Raw genomic sequence first — 17,913 nt, forward strand, 5'->3', positions numbered from 1 at the left:
CACCCTTTCTTCTTAATTCTTGTCTTTTATTTGGATAGACTCTCAATTTGTTCAACTTGTGGTATCCCAATAACATCAAGAATCTCTTTAAAATTTGAAACCGTCTCATCTGAAAGTTTGGTAATTTCCTTATTGTGCATTCGCTCATTGAATTTTTTTGAGACTAAGACTTTATCAAACTTTGTTGTTTCTAACGAATTCAAAACAATCTGTTTGAAATCTTTTTCTGAGAATACACCTTCAATTGCTGAGAAAACTTTACTTTTTGCTGGTGTATATAATATCTTGCTCTTATCAATTCCACATTCATTCTTCAATTTCTTTTCGGTTTGTTGTCCTGCTTTATCATTGTCTAATAAAATATAGTAATCCGTTTCAGAATCAATAATTAAAGTTAGAACATTGATTATCTGTGCTGAACCCAAACAAGGATATAGTTTGAAATTATCGAGTTTAATCTCAAGTATTTCATTAAAATAATATCTCATAGCTTCAAGATAATAATAATCAGAATAACCCTCTACAAGAACTACCCTCTTACCAAAAGTGCTTATATTATTCTTAAGTCCCAGTCCTATAGCAGAAAGTATAGGCTTCATAGTGTTATTGTCGGCACCTTTATGAATTTTATTTTCTACATAGGTGCTATCATTGTCTTTGATTACTAACCTAATTCTCTCTAGTCTGTTAGGGTCCATTAGCCAATGACTATGTGTAGAAATGACTATAGGACTATTAACTGAAAGATCATTAAGCATAATCGAAAGGTCTTCCTGAGCAGATGCATGTAAATATAAACCTGGCTCATCAATTAATAAAATACTTCCTGTTTTCATCTCTGCTTCTAGTGTTAAATAAAATGACAAAAACCATTGTAGCCCTTGACTCCTCTGTCTTGGTTGGAAAGGTTTTTGATTATCCAATCCATATACAAAAAAGTTAATCCCATTCCCATCTAAATTAATTGTAAGCGAAATACTGTCTTGTGAATAATAGCCCATAAAGTTACCAGAGACTTTTTTGGAAATTCTATCTGTTAAAAGTCTTCTTCTTTGAGGACTTGTTTCACCGAACAGAAGTGATGGATCTTGGTTCACAACTTTGAAAAATCTATTAACAATTGGAGTTATTTCTGCATTGCTTGAAATTGAATCGGGAATGATATCTTCAAACGAACTAAAGTATACAAAGTTGGGTATAGTTTCTTTGAAGATAGCACCTACACTGAAATTATGGATTTTAGTCAATAAGTCGAAATAAGAATCAAGATCCTGAAGGATAGTGGAAATTTTATTAATCTGTTCATTATCCAAATTATTAATAGCTGTAAGGAGAGAGTTTATTTCTTTGATAATCACAACAAGGCTTGCTGATGTCATTGCTTCTATATTCGTTTTGTATCTTGTTCTTAATTCCTTATTAATTGCAGCTGTAGCTTTATCTGTTTCCGTTACTATATATTCTAAGGTATCGTTAAAAATCTCTATATTAATAACTTCATTTGATTCGGCTGTTCTAGTTATTGTTACACCATTACTTTTCTTTGAACTGTTTTTGTTTAATGTAAAAAATTCTTTAATATTTTGGAGATCATTATCTTCTAATTCAAGGTGAACTATTACTTCAGGATATTCGCTTATGTAATCAATTGGGTAATCACTCTCTTTATCAAAGACATTTTTCGAAAAACAATCAAGAGCTTTTAAGATATTTGACTTGCCCGATTCATTTTTACCAGCTAGAATAGTTAAATTTGGATTAAAATAAATCTTGCCGGAGTCGCGGATTGACCTAAAGTTCTTGATTTGAGCCCATACTAATTTCAATTAAACTCGCCTCCCTAATATATTACATAGGGATATTATAGCTTTATCTAATTCCAATTTCTATGGAGTTTGAATATAGAAATCAAATAAGTATTCATGCATCTTCTTAAAGTGTAGACAAGTATCCTGTCTTTGCTCCTTACTGACTACACATTCTTTTTCAGAGCTCAATAAATCCTGGTCGAACTTCAAATCTATATAGTAAGGTGCTCAATTCGGGTCTATTTTGTATGGTTCTGCGCCAGACGGTTCGGAGTTTGGTAATAATGTTTTGGTTCAAGGTGAGCACATTTAATGTATTTGCGTGTTAATTATGAAAAAAAAATCGATGTGAATTGGACTACTCAACAGAAGAACAAGAACGAATCAAAACTATGATAAATCAAAGTTTCATTCTATCCTCTGACCGTATGATTTAATTTAATTTAATTACTGCCGATATAAACATTATAAATATGAAAGCGGTAGTTGAATGATCGAAAGTTTAAAAGAAAACTGGTTACAATTTTTGATGCCTACTTTTTTACCCTTGGTTATTATTTCAGGTATACTTTTGCTATTAGCAAACAAACATGAAAGAATATTGTTTACTCCCAGAAGAGCTCTTTATCGACAACTAACCAAAGTCCTTATCTTATCAATACTCGTAACTATAATAGGATATTTTCTTATAAACATAACAGCATCATTTTTAAATAAAGAAGATATTATAGATAGTTATTTTGATCTATTCCTTCTCTTTGTCGTTTACCTTTCATTTATACCGATAAATCTAAGATTTGCTGAGAAGAACGACATAACATACCACTGGGTTTATCTTAAGAAATATCAATACGTTCCCTTACTGATACATAAAGTTACGTTTAACAATAAATTGATGCTTCAATCTTTGACATCTTCTCAAGATAAGTATGATCAAGGGTTTATTATCATTGAAGAAACTGCCATCCTAAATAATGAAAAGATTCACTTTATTGGACCCAAGAAAAAGAATCCATTCTATGTAAATCGTCCGAAAAAAGAGGATCTATTTGCAGCGGTTGAACAAATTAAGCCAATAACAGTTGGAGATGAAGGCCACTAAGTCTATAATGCTAATTTTTTAACTAGAGCTCTAAAGACAACTCCATCAGATTTAATTTGCATATCTGCAAACTGTTTATTCTTTTTCTCATTCTTTAATTAATTTACCCTTACTACTTCATCATCCAAATACTGTGCGTGTACTCTTCTGAGAGAAACTACTCTAAAGAAGACTATTTGAACACAACAAAAACCCGCCACTTAAATGGTGGGTTTTATTATTGAGTCTATGTGAAATCTAAATTTCATTATAATTTCTCATTTACAAATTTTTTAGGATATATCCATCTGGACTCATCTAATTGAAATTCATATAAAACTTCTTCATGGTCATCTTGAAAAACTTTACAAATATCTTTTTTCTGAGATAAGTCATGTGTATATTCAATTTTTTCATTTCTTAATGTAAAGTATGTAACTTTAACAAGCAAAACATCAAATGTTTCTCCGACATATGCATTGATTGGAACAGTAGGTATGAATATTTCAATCCCCTTTTCAAACACCCCAATGTCCACCTTAATACTATTTAACCCTTTTGAAGTCTTTGTCTCAATATTCACTTTGCAATCCAATATGACTTCTGGGTTCCCATAATGAGATAGTTTAATGAACGAAGTATTAGCATTATCTGTATTCTGTGTTACTGTTTGTAGGTGATTGAGTAACCATCTGTAGCCCTCAGTCTCAATTATTCTACTGTTTTCATGAGTTTTAACATCGTTCAATTTGATATTGCCGTAAAAGTCATGAAGCACCAAGAAGGATCGATTACTCTTTCTGTCTTGCTCATCTTCCTTTTGTTTTCGGCTATCTTCGTCCTCTTTATCTTTCTTTCTCTGATTGTACTGTTGGTAAAGAGCAATACACACAGCAGAAATTAAACCGACATAATTAGCAAAGAATCCTAACCAAGCGTTCTCATCTGCATTCACTCCCGGAGCTTGCCACGAAAACAAAGCATAATTTAAGATGATTGGCAGACCCACAATCAATATAATTAAGTATATGAACCTCTTCAAGAAATCACCTTACCTATCTCAATTCGTTTAAATCAAACTTGCATTTTACAGTGCTTCAACCCAGTTTACAGCAGCCTCAAAATCATTGATTGCGCGCGTGGTATCACTCCCATTCGGCATGAGAGAAGAGTGCGCGATTTTATGGCGAAATTGATTCCTGTGAGAATTGATATTTGTCCATATTGTAGAGTTGTTTGTTGGCAGAGATTGTCCAGTCTTCTCATTCAATTGTGTATTGCATCTTCGATAAAAATTAGTCTTTGTACTATTCAAGTAAGTATCAATTTCTTCTTGCGTGTTACCATTTAAAGTCATTTTCTCAATGATTTTTTGTTCTACAGCAACTTCGAGAGCTGCGGAACTATTAATGATGGCTGAACGGTACTCTCCTCTTTCTGCAAGATTGCGGGCCATAATAATCAAATCTTTAGTAGGTGGAATATTGAAGTCATTTAATAGCCTTTCTCTAAATGTTTCAATTTGATCACTATCAATATCAGGTAACCATTTTCGATATGGCACCAAGCTTGGTGCTTTCCCAACATGTTTAATAGAATCATAAAAATAACCGTCAACAAACTGTAATGATTCTGTTCCCTTAAGAGTATGCATAGTCATTGTTTCAACAAAAAAGTCATTTCGTAAATAAGAATATTGCTTTATAAATTGATTTAAAGCATTGTAATATGGATAAACTAATCTACTAAGTTCATTTAATCTTTTACTAACAATGTAATCTACTTTTGCTTCCAAGATTTGATCTGTAGTGTATGAATTAAATTCTGTTGTAGCCATTCTTGTTAAATCACTTGTATCAGTATAGCCTGTACTTTCTCTTATCATTCTTGATTTAATTTTCTCAATTAAAACTTCGCTTGTGACAACTGTATAGTGTTCTTCAGTCAGCGATAACTCTTCTTCGATATGACAAGTAATATAACTTTTACAAGGCTCAAATGCGTAATTTGGAATTCGATTGTTTATTATGTGACTTTCCAGGTCTGCCCTCTCACCTTCCAAATAATTAGGAGACTCTTTACTAGCAAAAGGACTAATGTGTACTCTGAAAAAATTGTCACTTAGATTTAGAATAAAATCCTTCTCTTCTGTTGGACTAATTCTCGTTTTCACTGGATAATCTCCATTTGGTAATTGAATCATAAAGGGAAGTTCATTAGAAAATCTTACTTCTAATTTCATTTTTAATTTTCCTCTCCTTTCTTATAAAACATCCCTCTCGTTGCTCATCAGAATACCTGTTCACAGTAATCGGATAATGGTATATCTCGATATCCTCTACAATGAACCCTCGTCGCTGAGCCGCTAACAAAGTCTCATACATATTCTGTCGTCCTAGGGTTATCTGTGTGTATGTAAATCTTATCTGCCCTCAATCCATGCTCACAGAAATACTTAACCAAGTCATATCCATTGGGTAACTCTACACCATCTACATCCTCGCCCAGATCGTGGTCTAATGTAAGAATGGCCACCTCTTTGGTCTCTAGGATATGTACTGCTTCGTAATATTGTACGAGCGTAATATGTACGAGCGACCATGAAGCCATCTGGACAGTCTCTGAGGTCGTCTACGTAAAGGTTGATCTTATCTGTCATGGTCGCACATCCTTCCTCGTGAAACAATTCTTTTACTTTAATACCTCTATTACGAATTCATCAAAAAACGCATACGTGTCCATACATAATATAGAACTCTGATCAAAATTTTCAATGTTTATTACGATAGGTTCTTCTGTCTCAATTTCATCTAGGGCAATTCTAAATTCTTTTTGATGTTCAAAAAACAAATCTTTTGTGAAAATAGATTCTATATTTCTATACTGATAATTTAATAACCTTTCAGCGCCATTGAGATTAAAGTCAGTATAATTCACTAATCTTGCATCGTAGGAAATGTTGTTAGTTCTGAAATGATTTTCGACAGATTCTTGAAATGGGAAAGAATCGATAATTACAGCTTTACTCCCGAATGATGACAACATCAGTTCTTTTACTTCTTCCGTGAAATGGGGTTTTACTATATAAGATTTTGTAGATTCATCAACAACAATAAAGTCGCTACCTTTTAAAGCAGTCATACAGTAGATGGGGATTCTACTAAAAGAATAATCTCTTATGATTGCTTCAGGTGTTATGCCTTCTAAAATAACTTCCTGTGTATCATCGTCAAGCAATTTAAAATCTATTTCCCTGATTACATTGCCCCCATCGTACCTATCTCCTTGGCCTTTTAATTTTGTTCTGTTTTCTAGTTCAACAAAATAATCGATATTATTCATATATAATTGTCCTTTTGCGATACTATCCATAAACTCAGGCTGCGTAAATTTTACAAATTGTATAATACCGTCAACAAACCCTTCGATATCTGATACCTTCATTTTACCCTCCTTTACGAAATCGCCATTTGATCAGATGTCTTGCGAAGTACCTTGTGTAGACTCCAATACAGAAATTCGCTCCTCAAGTTTATCTCTATTAATATTTTTTTTGTCCAATAGATTGTGCGTTGCGATTAAAGATCGATAATACTCTACTCTATCTAAAGTTGGTCTATTTTTCTAAAAAATCAACAATATACGATTTCAAGTCCTCAATGAACAGAGGTGAGGAAAGAAATGCGTCATTAATTTCCTTATATTTTTCTTGTTCATTTCCTAAATGAAGATACTTGTTGTACACCTTCTTTATAATTTTATTGACATCTTCACCGCTGTAATCGGAATAAATATGTCCAAGATCATTTCGTACAAACTGATCCACATAGCGTGTCAAACTTGGGCGCGCGCGGTCTGACAATTGATCAAGATAGTTCATGTTAGTTTCCTCCTAGTTGTGGGATAAAACAGTCATCTTATCGCATATGTTTCAATTGAAGTTATACAGCTAAGATCATATATGACAATTTCATTGAATGTAGTTAATTCCAATCCTTTGAAACCTCTAGATAGTGTATAACCTTCGAATTTATTATCAAAATTAAAACCTGAATAACTTTCCTTTGGTTTGTACGAAGAAATTGAAGCAAATTCATCTTTAAGAATGCACTCTTCATTTAATTCCACTTTTAAAATATGTCTCCCATATTCAGCACATTTGTCTACATCTTTGGACAAATAAATCCCCTTTCCTAACCCCCCTCTGAGGAAAAAGTCCAATGAGAACCCTTCCCTTATTATAGATATTGCATTTACAGATGTAGTACCGTGAAAAGCCCTCATTAGAGCGAACATCTCCTATCGCAATTAAGTAAAATAGTTATTTAATTATCCTTAGTAAAATCGAATTCATCCAGAAGAAATTGTTTATCTTACTTTGATGTTCTATGTCTATTGCTACTTTCTTAAGAGTGAATTTATAATCATCGCCTCTTAATAACCCTCTGCTATACATCTTCTCAAGTTTGATTAGATTCACCCAAATTAATCTGTGGTTTTTGTTTCTGCAACCGTCAGATATTTTGTTTCCATTTAGAGATATTCCAGGTGACAGCGGTCTTCCGAATTCTAAGTGCAACAAATGATTATCTAGATAATTTTTCATAGCTGTAAATGTATCCGTCGTAGTTGAGTCTTTCAACTTAAATACTGTGAGGAGCACTAATTGATAAATAGAATAAGAGAATATAAAATCTTTAAAGAAACTCAAAATTGTATTGTCTTTAAATCCACCAATCAATAAATTAATCAGCATAGAACTAATTATAATTTCAACGAAAAATAACATATAGTGTTTTAAAATATATATAAAGTTACTTTTATATTTTCTTGCTGAGACAAATACTAATAGCACTAACATGAAAATCAATACATATAATAGGGTCTTGTTTATATCGTTTATAATCATATCCTCCTAGATGTTTATTTAGACAAGTAAACCTTTTAGACATCTACAAAAGTAATCTATAATTTACTTTTCCCTACTCGAAATTTCATTTCAACTCACTGTCGTAGGCATTTGCAAAAGCAATGCCCACAATTTGTACAAGATCATAGTCTGCAAACTTGGGATGCGTTTCTATGAGTCCATGCACAACATTTGCTGCTCTCTGTGCCAGTTCATCTTTATCCAGTTTCTCATCAGAATTAACTCTCACGTTCCTGTTTATGTATTCCTCAGTGTCATCCTGACTAGCATATAGATTAACCACAACTGTATATGAGTATCGAGCATTCTTGCTTTGTTCTTTAACATTTTCAGGCATCAAATAATATTTCAATTCTCTAACCTCACTTTCTCATCAAATATAAGTTTCCTCTTATTGCTAGACTTTAGCGTTCAATAACTCATAATCGTTGTTCTTATGATCCAAGATTATTAAATTCTCCAGTAACACTCTTATATTTTTTGAATCCAAACTGTCTTGCTGATATTCGATGCCACCAAAAATGAACTTTTTGATTTGAAATATGTCTAATTCAATTATAAAGCCACCTTTGATGTACTGTTCGAATAATGCCTTCATTCTAATATTGGTATGCTGGCTAGGCCCTGGTTTTAAATAACCAGAAATCCTTTGCTTTAAATTATCAGTCTCACCAATATAGACCATCGTGCACTGGGTATGGGGCTTGTATATCTTCCACCTGTATACAGCAGGAACATGATAAAACTTATTCATTGTCTTATCAAATGGTCGAGGGAAACGATAAGTCTCTATGTTTGCAACTGCATCGACGCTCTTCCACTCGAAATCTAGGCTCAAACTGTACATGTCAGTCTCCAATCAAATCTGTACCTCCTTCGAGTAAAAGATTCGTTTTACCATAATAATTTCTAAGCCTACTCTAAGCCAAGGCCACTCAATACTTCCCTTAATTCTTTGGGACATTCGATTCTGACACCTCTCTCATAACCAACCCAAAATTGAATTAATCCCAATTGATCCAGGGAAGTAGATACATCACTAATCAATTTTCTTATCCTTGGAATATCGGGGTTGGCCAATACCAAGAAAGTCGTTTCAGATTTAATTTCAAGCTTCTTCATAAGATAAAATATCTGGGCACTTGCATGTACTTTAAGCTGTCCACTATCAAACACATTCTCTGTCTGATTGTTTTTTCTAGACCCCTTTGACTCAATTATAAATGAATAGCCTTTCATTTCAGCATGAACATCGTATCCTTGCTCTCTGTCTATTGCTACCCTTAAAATGTTTGCTCCCTTACCTCTAAGAAACTCAGCAACCGCAAGATTCACTTCGTTCTCCGTAATCGAAAAAGGATCTGAAGTTTTATTAATTTGTGTAGGCAATCAACCCAACTCCCTAGAGTTACAATGAAGTCTAATTTTATTTTGTTATATGAAGTACATACTTTTCAGTTACTTTTCCAGTCGATATTAAAAGATTGTTTCGGCCATTTTTCAGTGTCTCTGTCAAGTTAACAACAAAGTGCTTTTTTATGTAGTATTTCGAATAAAACTGAGCCATTTCTCTTTGTGGTTGATCGTTGTAAAGCACCTTGTCATTTAACACAACTAATAGTGGTTCGGCACTATTCACGTATCTGCCATAGATGAACATATCAACTTTATCTCCTCTGTACTTCGTTAAATCAACCGTTGGGTTAGCTTGATCATCTAAGTTCACTTCCTCATCGTATCCGCCTCCCACATCATCAATCATTATTCCTAGATTCATACCGTAGAAAAATGTGTGCGAGTTGCCGAAGACATTTTCTACTTTATACCTCAGGTTATTTGGTAATTGAAGTAAGAAAGAGACAATCAAAATAGCAATAATGCCACCAATAATCTTTTTTTTCATTTTAATCCCTTTCTAATGATGCTAAAAGAATTGTTTTTCTATTATTACTCGTCCTTATCTATTGCGTGTTTAGCATTCATCACGCTAGTAAGGTAATATTCAAATAATCCACGAAGTCTTTTATTTTCAATTTCCATATACCTTACGTTCAGTTTATTTAAAACTAAATCATGGGCTTCATCCTCTGTCAGGCACTCCGGTCCCCCTTGTAATACTCCCGCATTTGACCAACCCAACAGAGCATTCTTCAGAGGTGCCTTGTAGTAATAATTCATTTTTTGCCCATTCTTATCTTTTCTTTTGCTTCTTGATAGATGTCCGTTAAATATTCTGCCTTGAATGTTGGCGGCTTTTCCAACATAATAACAAACCCTATCATCTTCTGAAGAAAACATATACACACCAGAACCTGTTGGCAACAGTTCTTTATCCGTACTTAACTTTAAAGGACCTTGATTTAAGAATTCATGAGCCATACTGTTGAGATTTCGTTGCCACACTTGATCACGAACTGCCACTATGCCACTCCTTATAAAAGTATTATTTCACTAAGAATAACTCCGCAATTTAAATTGATATATCCTTAATAATGCACTCACTTTTCTACCACAATTATACAACAAGAAGTATCTATCTACCTATATTTTCTGAATATAACTGTGTTAAGTGGTAGTCAGTTTGACTACTACTGATTCTATCCTTGCATTTTCAAGCAGAGGTATTCATATTGTATACATGAGAAAAAGCACCCCGAAGGATGCTCTAAAATTATAGAATAAGTAATTCACCTGAATGCTCATCATGCATTGTTGGGATAACTATTTCTCCATTAAGTACAAATACTGTATACTCATGCAATCCTGGGGCCAACTTTTTTGAATCACCAACCATAGATCCATCTTCCTCATAAACTGGATTTTTGTAGATCCTACCCTTTTGGTAAATATAATGTGAATCCAATGAAAGTAACTCACTATCTCCAAAAATCCTTATAACTGGTGTTTCATTTGTCAAGTATCCTACAGGTATATTTAAAACATATGGAGTGCTCTTTTTATTCAGAGATGCAATGCGATAAGGATTAATTTCACAATGGACACTATGCGTTAAGGCAAAATTCTCTTCTGTAGTAAGAAAACTTTCAGAACACTGATAAAGAAAGACCATATTTGCAACAGATGTAGGGTTTTCAACAAAATAATTTTTAATCCATTCAGAACATTTATTGACCGAAATGCTTAATGGTAAATGAATGTAAATGATATTCACACTATTTTCTTGAGTAACATGCCTATTTAAATTTTTTTGAGCTTCGTCAAGTTTTGAATGTAAGTTCCTTTCTTCGTTCTTATGATACTGACCAATTATCATTACTTGGTAAGAGCGCATAGTGAGTGCAAGTTCTGCAATTCTACTGGATTGTCTAACACGAATTGTCCAACCTCGAACATCAAGTTTAAGAGGTATGGGAATTCTATTATTTCTGTTTGAGCGCTGAAAGCTTTGGATTATCAGTGGTAATTGTTTCCTGAGATCAATCCAATCTTCTAAAAGAGGATACTCATCGAAACTTGCAATGAAAAACTCTGCATATCTCAATTTGTTTTTTTTCATCAAATCTAGAATTAAAATTTCTGTTTCCTTGCTTTGTCTTTCAAATTCCCTATCATGCAACGATCTACCATAACTTTTACAAGACACTTTTGTTTCTCTTAAAGTTGAGAGTATGGTAGCATCGAATCCAGGTTGTGAATTAGGTGCGGGGTGTAAGGAGGAAGAATTGTCAGCAAAGAAGCTAAGCCCAATAATTTCGAAAAATGCACCTCTACGATTATTTTCATCCGAACCCATAATTATTTTTATCTGTCCTTTTAGCCAACTTTCATTTATTTCTTTCATTCTTTGTAGAGCAGTTCCGAACGTTAAAAGCTCAAGAGTAGAAAGGTTATCCTTCCTATTCCATAACAATTGTAATGGATGTTCCCCTTTTTTATCCTGCAACCAATTCTCCTCAAAAAAGCAAGCTATTTCTTTTAAAGCCGTGTCTATTTGATCTCTAGGTACATCAGTACCATAACCTCTTAACATACAATCACTCCCTATGTATGGTAGGAATATTGTACCACCTACACTAGCTTAATAGGAGTATTAGAGTTTTCGAATATAACCGTTACATTAGAGTTCAGATGTCGTGAATTGCGACTTCCGAAATATGAATCATGTTACAACTGATCTGCACGAAATTCGAATAGGTTGATATTCAACGAACGGTTATAATGGTTCGACAATCGATTATAACTTCGTTACAGTTGAAAGCAGTCAGCGAACGAAAATCTCCGTTGGCTGTCTGTATTTGTCTAACTCATTTCTACTGTGGAAACCAGTATCTTATTCTGTGATTTTGCCAGATTGGAATGAACGAATGAACACATATGGTCGTATGTCTCATTAAATGCAATGATCACTGTCGACCATACCGACCGCCAACTTTGGCGAGTCAACTCAAGTTCAACCTGAAGCCGACCTCTTTTTAACTTTGAAGTTAGAAAGTGATTATTTCCGTTCTCAAATTAACGATGTGGCTTCAACCCACACTATAATAGTGATCATCTAGTTTATTATAATGGTGAAGTCCACTATGACCGTCACAACTCAGCTCGATATGGTTTCACATAATGATAAACGGTGGTACACAGTTTACAACGCATGTTCAATACGGACACTGTTTAAAGTTGGACATAGCTTCCAATAAAAGGTGTATGCTTAACCTACTACCTTGGCTCAGTTACCGTCAATCTGGGTGGAACTAAGCCCCCCTCAAACTGAGGGTAACTGAGTTTATCACGATTTCGCGGAGAAGTATTGTTTGTGTTATTGCTTGAATCAGATTAACAATAGGTGATATTCCAATGTGTACAAAACTTTCAATAAACAGATTCCGAACAAAAAAGGACAGCACCCATTTGTGCCATCCCTCATACATAACATTCAATTTTCATCATCAGTCGTTTCTGCTTCCTGATCGATACTAACTCCTTGCGTATATCCATCCTACGTTCAACGGTTATGTCTAATCTCGATCCTTCAGCAACCAGATGGCTATACCTTGAATCAATTGTTATAGGTTTGGGTCTAGGTTGTTTCTTTGGCTTGATACGATTAGCTCTGCGTTTACTAGTAGGCGACTGATACGGAATTTCCGTATGATTCAGGCTCATTATCGTTTCAAATAATGAATCTCCATTATACATCGAATCTCATTCTCCTCTATCAATACTTGTTTTCATTTGGTAGTGGTCTAAGCACCTCACGAAATAAATCTGCAAACAATGATTCCAGCCAACTCAACTCTTCACTAAACGGTGGTAGCAATTTAGCATCAAGTAAGTCAATCATTGTTTGATATCGAATATCGCTTTCTTTTGCCCTTTCCATCATCCCAATTAGCATAGCGGTATCTAACCCATACGAGACAAAATATTTATTATGGCTTCACGAGTATGTTGATAATGATCATACTTCCATGCTGCCTTTTCATCTGGTGGCAAGTTGTTATAGTCTGACGTGTACAATTCCTTTACTTTCATCTGCCCTGTTAACCTCCATTCTCTTGTCGTCAAATGAAATGAAATAAAACTAGGATTTCACAGAGAATATTATATCCATATTTAGTTGTTATAAGAATTTATTAAACATAGGTACAGTACAGTATTTATGTATAGAATCAATTGTGAGATGCATTGCCGATTGCCCTGACTACATGAATGTGTCTGTTCAGCTTTCGTTGCTCGATTAGATGTTCAATGGTTACACCATATGTCCTCATACGTTCAACACAAATAGGTGAAACCTGTTCTTTAAAGTATTGTGTGAGAGCCTTTACAGGATTGAGTAAGAACATATCTTTGAAATCCTCATCTCTCATGGGATTCAATTCAAGCTGTTCACGTCTGAACTGACACAAAAGGCTAAACACCTGAATAGATGTTGGATAGATCGGAACCCTTGCCATAAACTGTTGACGCAATTCTTGAGTTGTGAGAAGTGCTTCAATTCCATGTATAATATTCAATGCCTTTTTAGGAACTTCGCAAGCAACATATATCTCATTCAGTGTCCAATCCTGCTTTTGATCAAAATAGTAAATTATCATTGTGATAACTCCTTTCGCAACATGTTGGGAATTTGCTAACCTAAAGTTGCAACAGACTTTAACGCTATCCATGTACCGTTACGTGTACGTATACATAATTGTCGATTGATCAGTTTGCCATGTTTGTACATTTGTATCGCCCCCTTCTGCTGCGCAAAATTTTGAAAACCTACAATTTATAGTTGTTACACGAATAATAGTTACAGTACATTGTTACTGGTGTGACTCTCTTTTCGAAATCGGAACTCAAGTTCCAGTATGTTTTTGATGATGAAAAGTTGTAGATAGTGTACAATGTGTACACAGGTGTTAACGTTTGATACTCATAATTTGATTCGCATAAACGAATAATCATTACTCTTACATAATATTCGCTCAAACGAATCATGTCAACTGTTTTTTAGGGGGAATTTCTAGTTGCGCGTTCTGAGAATTAAACTTAAAGATTTACTAAAACAGAGAAATATCACTCAAAGACAATTAGAAGGCATGTCTGGAGTCAATCAAGCTAGAATATCGCAACTCTGCAAGCCGGGTAGACAAGAGATCAACTTAGGTATCCTTGAGAAAATAGCTGCTGCCCTAGATATCACAGACATATCTGAACTGATTCAGTTTGAAGAAGTAGCAGACATAGATCATGCACCTGACTCAAGATGAGTTGGGTGTTTTTTCTATTTTCTCGCTAATCCCAATTTTCTAATATATGTATGTTCCATAGAATAATAGAGAATACTACTTTATTAAAATAACTCTAGGGTGGGATATTGTTTGGAACTCTTATCTGCAAGACTCAAATTCCTCAGAGAAAGAAATGTATTATACACGTACCAAATTGCTGATAAACTAAGGCTCTCAACTTTAAGCTACGAAGATCTTGAAAATGACAACGCAAACCAGATGTAGACATGCTTGCTAAACTTCCAGACATACTGGGAGAAAGTGTAGATTTTTTAATAGGTGTATCAGACTATGATAAGCGAGGTACACGTTATAAACGTCAATATATGCGGAGTGTGGTAGGCTACATTGTCAGTGAGGAAAGAATTAAGGAACTCCAATAATATATCCACCGAAAGCCCTCCAGCTTCCGTACTATTTACAATAGAAGCTATTCGTAAAGAACACATAAGCGATATGTTAAGATTCAAAGTGCAACAAAGAGAATTAAAAGATACTTTATACAATCATCTGAGAAAGATACCGTTTGTCTCCAGTAAAACTTTCCGCAAACTTGAACGAGAAATTGCTGATAAAAAGTTAGAAATCCCCTCTGACTTTAGTAGTTTTTATCCACCACTTCTAAGCTTTGATTGGAGACTTACAGAAGTTAATATGGAGTATAGACCGAATCCTGAGGAATAAAATAAATCTTTTAGAAGGATAAAAAAAGAGAGGATTATTCCTCTCTTGGGGTTATGGGTTTACCGCAATTTCTTCTGGTTTAATGTAATATTTAATGTATGGAATATTGTTTCCCGTCCCAGCAAAACGATAACCTGTTTCGTGTTCATAAGAAGATATAGCAGATCGAAGATTTTCAATTGAAGCATAACCGAACAAATCAAGAATTGACTCCGCTCTTCGTTTTGACTTTAGCCTTGCTAATAATTTAATTGGTTGTATGTAATCCCTATAAATAAATGTTACTGGAAACCATCCACCGCGATCAGGTGATACATTGAGCATTATTGAGAGATAAAACAATATCATATCTGCATCTAGTAGTTCCTGCTTACTGATGAAAGTTACATTGATTCTTTCAGTTATTAGGAATGCTGTATAGCTTATTTTTCTAGAACCAATTCTCTCGTTTCTTGATTCTAAGGAAGAAAGATGAAACCTTAAATCAGTAAACTTCCCTTCGAATGTACCACGTTGATAATCAAACATATAACTTGACGATACCAATTCATTGATAACTCTGTATTTCGACTGTTTCAAAAGAACCGCACATGCATAAATATATGATTCTTGAATCAAAAACTTATAGTGGTCACACTGAAAGTCGCTGGAATTACCTTTACCTCTGAATTCGGTGAAGACAAAGATTCTTTCAAAAAAATCAATAAGCCATTCTGTTTCGATTATATCATTTTCGCTTAGAATTTTAATTGTCTCAATAAAATTATCTCTTAATGGAATAGTGTTATTCAATTTTTCAATAATTTTTTCATCTGGAGCTTGCATATCGAAATCTTCATAGTTAATACGTAATTGATCCAAGTCCTCAAAGTAAGAATCAGAAAAATTAGAAGCCAAAGCTGACAATCTACGTGGATTACTCTCTACAGCTCTACGCATCTGGTGTACTATACCACCAGTTTTCAGAAAGATTGTAGCTTCTTGATCATTAAAGACTCGTCTTTTCCCAAGTGGCGGCTTCCTGTATAAAGGGGCGTTTTCAATATTTCTAACCAAGTGTTCGTAACTGTCCTCAAATTTCTCAGCATCTGACATGTCTATATATATTCTTGATTTAAGAAAGGTTGGTAAATATGGGTTTCTGTCTTCATCCAATTCTGAAACAATAGGTATGATTTTGTTTTGCTCAACATTCTCCATAACTTCAGGAGTAATGAGAAGTTTTTCTGTGCCTACTCCTCCTTTGTTGCTGTTTGCCTTAGACTGATACCCCCTATCACAAATAACAAGAACCTTGTCTATCTCTGGGGACGTCACCATTCTCTCCATAAAGGCAAATTTATCATGCCCTTCTTTCAGATCCCACTTATCCAATTTCACATCTATTCCATCGGCCTCCCTTAACCTTTCAGCTAATTCATAGACCCATTTTTCGTGTTCAGGAGTAGTCCAACTATATGATATAAATACTACAGGAATCTTTGAGTTCTGAAGTGCATCCATTTCTCTTATTTCCCCCATCAAGTTAAGTTGCAATCAAATTTATTATACCATCAGATTTGAAAACTATGGAATTTATAAAATCAGACTTTCTCCTCTAGTAGCTATTACACACCCGCACAAGTAAACAAAAAGGTTGACGCAAATGTCAACCTCAATAGCCTATCCTATACCATAAATCAAACTTAAATTCTCCATATTCAGAAAGCCAACTTTATATCTTGAATAGGCGTACGAACCATCTGGCTGCTTGCCTACGTTATAATGCTCACAGATCGTATAATATTCCTCTCTCTCAAGTTTTCCATGCTTGATATACAGGTCTCTTGCCATTTTTAGCATTCCACTATTTCTAAGGTTAGTAACAGTCAATAAAGGTAAGCTGTGCCATTCTGCAATTTTAGACAATCTAGACTGAACAAGATATCTAGATGCTGGTTCATCTATCCCTTGCTTAATACTAGAATTAACAGCAGATCTGATTATATAGTCGTTATCAATTAACTCATTAGAATCGCTTTTGATATGTGCTTTGAGAACACCATTATTTTTGATGTACTTCTCTTCTCTATTGGCTATTCTCAGTATATTGTATAAATAGTCTGATATAGTTATTTCTCTGCTTTCTCGTCCTTTTCGAGTATCATTATAAAGCGTTATTTTAAATTCATCCTCTGATCCAGTTATGTGTTCCATCTTCATATTAAGCAATTCATTGTTAGCCTTACCCATTATCCCCTCAAATAGTGACTGTACAATTAGCTTATCCTGAAAATTTAAACATCCATCTACAACATTCCCAACGTCTTCTTCACTGAACAATACTGCTCTGCTATCATCTACAAACTGGATGTAAAAGTCATTTCCATAAACAGCGTCAAGTGGATTTATATTGTCCTTACGCAAATCTTGCTCTATAGCCCATCGAATATAGTTCTGTATAATGCTTCCTGTAGTTTTAACAGTAGCAAGTTTAGTGGATTCTAACAGAAGTAATACTTGTTTGATTTCATTTAGATTAAAATCATATAAGTCCATTTCTAACCGTTTTTCAATAACAGATGCTCTACGAAGCACTCTAGAGTATGCTTCTTTTGTATTCACATTCTGTCTTTGCAGAAATCGCTCTTTTTGTGACTCATTGTAAAGATTATCATCATATATCTTTTTCAC

General features: G+C 34.2%; 21 protein-coding genes. 3 read left to right on the plus strand and 18 right to left on the minus strand.

Features of this window, described 5'->3' with window-relative positions; all coding sequences use genetic code 11:
- Positions 1–26: 26 nt before the first annotated feature.
- A complete protein-coding gene (locus tag PAEAM_RS28070; RefSeq protein ID WP_100529686.1) occupies positions 27–1,826 on the minus strand; it encodes an ATP-dependent nuclease in 1,800 nt (599 codons plus the stop codon).
- A 472-nt stretch (positions 1,827–2,298) separates the two neighbouring features.
- On the opposite strand from PAEAM_RS28070, the gene PAEAM_RS28075 reads away from it, so the two are divergent.
- Positions 2,299–2,910, plus strand: coding sequence for a hypothetical protein (locus PAEAM_RS28075; protein WP_100529687.1), 612 nt, complete (start codon positions 2,299–2,301; stop codon positions 2,908–2,910).
- Between the two features lie 247 nt (positions 2,911–3,157).
- Here the strand turns inward: PAEAM_RS28075 and PAEAM_RS28080 are convergent, their stop codons facing one another.
- From PAEAM_RS28080 to PAEAM_RS28155, 15 genes are all read right to left on the minus strand, one after another.
- Positions 3,158–3,898 carry a hypothetical protein gene (locus tag PAEAM_RS28080; protein ID WP_165790081.1) on the minus strand — a complete coding sequence of 247 codons (741 nt, stop codon included), beginning with the start codon at positions 3,896–3,898 and terminating at the stop codon, positions 3,158–3,160.
- Positions 3,899–3,976: 78 nt separating this feature from the next.
- A complete protein-coding gene (locus tag PAEAM_RS28085) occupies positions 3,977–5,131 on the minus strand; it encodes a hypothetical protein (RefSeq protein ID WP_100529689.1) in 1,155 nt (384 codons plus the stop codon).
- 134 nt (positions 5,132–5,265) lie between these two features.
- Positions 5,266–5,499, minus strand: a complete 234-nt coding sequence (locus PAEAM_RS32645; RefSeq protein ID WP_347707921.1) for a cyclic-phosphate processing receiver domain-containing protein — start codon at positions 5,497–5,499, stop codon at positions 5,266–5,268.
- Between the two features lie 81 nt (positions 5,500–5,580).
- Positions 5,581–6,333 carry a hypothetical protein gene (locus PAEAM_RS28095; RefSeq protein ID WP_100529690.1) on the minus strand — a complete coding sequence of 251 codons (753 nt, stop codon included), beginning with the start codon at positions 6,331–6,333 and terminating at the stop codon, positions 5,581–5,583.
- Positions 6,334–6,505: 172 nt separating this feature from the next.
- On the minus strand, positions 6,506–6,769 hold the full coding sequence (locus tag PAEAM_RS28100) for a hypothetical protein (RefSeq protein ID WP_100529691.1): 264 nt from the start codon (positions 6,767–6,769) through the stop codon (positions 6,506–6,508).
- A 32-nt stretch (positions 6,770–6,801) separates the two neighbouring features.
- On the minus strand, positions 6,802–7,173 hold the full coding sequence (locus PAEAM_RS28105; protein WP_100529692.1) for a PARP domain-containing protein: 372 nt from the start codon (positions 7,171–7,173) through the stop codon (positions 6,802–6,804).
- A 37-nt stretch (positions 7,174–7,210) separates the two neighbouring features.
- Positions 7,211–7,750: a hypothetical protein gene (locus PAEAM_RS28110; RefSeq protein ID WP_165790082.1), complete on the minus strand. Its 540-nt coding sequence runs from the start codon at positions 7,748–7,750 to the stop codon at positions 7,211–7,213.
- Positions 7,751–7,883: 133 nt separating this feature from the next.
- Positions 7,884–8,048: a hypothetical protein gene (locus PAEAM_RS32040; RefSeq protein ID WP_165790083.1), complete on the minus strand. Its 165-nt coding sequence runs from the start codon at positions 8,046–8,048 to the stop codon at positions 7,884–7,886.
- Between the two features lie 168 nt (positions 8,049–8,216).
- On the minus strand, positions 8,217–8,678 hold the full coding sequence (locus PAEAM_RS28120) for a GIY-YIG nuclease family protein (protein ID WP_100529695.1): 462 nt from the start codon (positions 8,676–8,678) through the stop codon (positions 8,217–8,219).
- Between the two features lie 56 nt (positions 8,679–8,734).
- On the minus strand, positions 8,735–9,208 hold the full coding sequence (locus PAEAM_RS28125; protein ID WP_100529696.1) for a hypothetical protein: 474 nt from the start codon (positions 9,206–9,208) through the stop codon (positions 8,735–8,737).
- A gap of 37 nt (positions 9,209–9,245) precedes the next feature.
- Entirely contained in the window at positions 9,246–9,722 is a 477-nt protein-coding gene (locus PAEAM_RS28130; protein ID WP_100529697.1) for a hypothetical protein, read from the minus strand.
- A gap of 44 nt (positions 9,723–9,766) precedes the next feature.
- Positions 9,767–10,240: a GIY-YIG nuclease family protein gene (locus PAEAM_RS28135; RefSeq protein WP_100529698.1), complete on the minus strand. Its 474-nt coding sequence runs from the start codon at positions 10,238–10,240 to the stop codon at positions 9,767–9,769.
- 250 nt (positions 10,241–10,490) lie between these two features.
- On the minus strand, positions 10,491–11,810 hold the full coding sequence (locus PAEAM_RS28140) for a hypothetical protein (protein ID WP_100529699.1): 1,320 nt from the start codon (positions 11,808–11,810) through the stop codon (positions 10,491–10,493).
- A gap of 1,370 nt (positions 11,811–13,180) precedes the next feature.
- Positions 13,181–13,309 (minus strand): hypothetical protein, encoded by a 129-nt coding sequence (locus tag PAEAM_RS32580; protein WP_279303108.1) that lies wholly within the window; start codon positions 13,307–13,309, stop codon positions 13,181–13,183.
- Between the two features lie 137 nt (positions 13,310–13,446).
- Positions 13,447–13,947, minus strand: coding sequence for a hypothetical protein (locus PAEAM_RS28155; RefSeq protein WP_165790084.1), 501 nt, complete (start codon positions 13,945–13,947; stop codon positions 13,447–13,449).
- 345 nt (positions 13,948–14,292) lie between these two features.
- On the opposite strand from PAEAM_RS28155, the gene PAEAM_RS28160 reads away from it, so the two are divergent.
- A complete protein-coding gene (locus PAEAM_RS28160) occupies positions 14,293–14,535 on the plus strand; it encodes a helix-turn-helix domain-containing protein (protein ID WP_100529703.1) in 243 nt (80 codons plus the stop codon).
- Between the two features lie 477 nt (positions 14,536–15,012).
- Entirely contained in the window at positions 15,013–15,240 is a 228-nt protein-coding gene (locus PAEAM_RS28165; protein ID WP_165790085.1) for a hypothetical protein, read from the plus strand.
- 51 nt (positions 15,241–15,291) lie between these two features.
- On the opposite strand, the gene PAEAM_RS28170 is transcribed toward PAEAM_RS28165, so the two are convergent.
- Together PAEAM_RS28170 and PAEAM_RS28175 are read right to left on the minus strand one after the other, a co-directional pair.
- Complete coding sequence (locus PAEAM_RS28170; RefSeq protein ID WP_165790086.1) at positions 15,292–16,743, minus strand: SEFIR domain-containing protein; 1,452 nt, start codon at positions 16,741–16,743, stop codon at positions 15,292–15,294.
- 159 nt (positions 16,744–16,902) lie between these two features.
- Positions 16,903–17,913, minus strand: coding sequence for a phage lytic cycle repressor MrpR family protein (locus tag PAEAM_RS28175; protein ID WP_100529706.1), 1,011 nt, complete (start codon positions 17,911–17,913; stop codon positions 16,903–16,905).

This window comes from Paenibacillus sp. GM1FR (assembly GCF_002803315.1).
Taxonomy (GTDB): domain Bacteria; phylum Bacillota; class Bacilli; order Paenibacillales; family Paenibacillaceae; genus Paenibacillus; species Paenibacillus amylolyticus.

Bases quoted from the DNA above. Each gene is read 5' to 3' on its own strand.
- PAEAM_RS28075 (WP_100529687.1), top strand. From the start codon at position 2,299: ATGATCGAAAGTTTAAAAGAAAACTGGTTACAATTTTTGATGCCTACT.
- PAEAM_RS28085 (WP_100529689.1), bottom strand. From the start codon at position 5,131: ATGAAATTAGAAGTAAGATTTTCTAATGAACTTCCCTTTATGATTCAA.
- PAEAM_RS32645 (WP_347707921.1), bottom strand. From the start codon at position 5,499: ATGGCTTCATGGTCGCTCGTACATATTACGCTCGTACAATATTACGAA.
- PAEAM_RS28095 (WP_100529690.1), bottom strand. From the start codon at position 6,333: ATGAAGGTATCAGATATCGAAGGGTTTGTTGACGGTATTATACAATTT.
- PAEAM_RS28100 (WP_100529691.1), bottom strand. From the start codon at position 6,769: ATGAACTATCTTGATCAATTGTCAGACCGCGCGCGCCCAAGTTTGACA.
- PAEAM_RS28105 (WP_100529692.1), bottom strand. From the start codon at position 7,173: ATGAGGGCTTTTCACGGTACTACATCTGTAAATGCAATATCTATAATA.
- PAEAM_RS28110 (WP_165790082.1), bottom strand. From the start codon at position 7,750: ATGTTAGTGCTATTAGTATTTGTCTCAGCAAGAAAATATAAAAGTAAC.
- PAEAM_RS28130 (WP_100529697.1), bottom strand. From the start codon at position 9,722: ATGAAAAAAAAGATTATTGGTGGCATTATTGCTATTTTGATTGTCTCT.
- PAEAM_RS28140 (WP_100529699.1), bottom strand. From the start codon at position 11,810: ATGTTAAGAGGTTATGGTACTGATGTACCTAGAGATCAAATAGACACG.
- PAEAM_RS32580 (WP_279303108.1), bottom strand. From the start codon at position 13,309: ATGAAAGTAAAGGAATTGTACACGTCAGACTATAACAACTTGCCACCA.
- PAEAM_RS28155 (WP_165790084.1), bottom strand. From the start codon at position 13,947: ATGGATAGCGTTAAAGTCTGTTGCAACTTTAGGTTAGCAAATTCCCAA.
- PAEAM_RS28165 (WP_165790085.1), top strand. From the start codon at position 15,013: ATGTTAAGATTCAAAGTGCAACAAAGAGAATTAAAAGATACTTTATAC.
- PAEAM_RS28170 (WP_165790086.1), bottom strand. From the start codon at position 16,743: ATGGATGCACTTCAGAACTCAAAGATTCCTGTAGTATTTATATCATAT.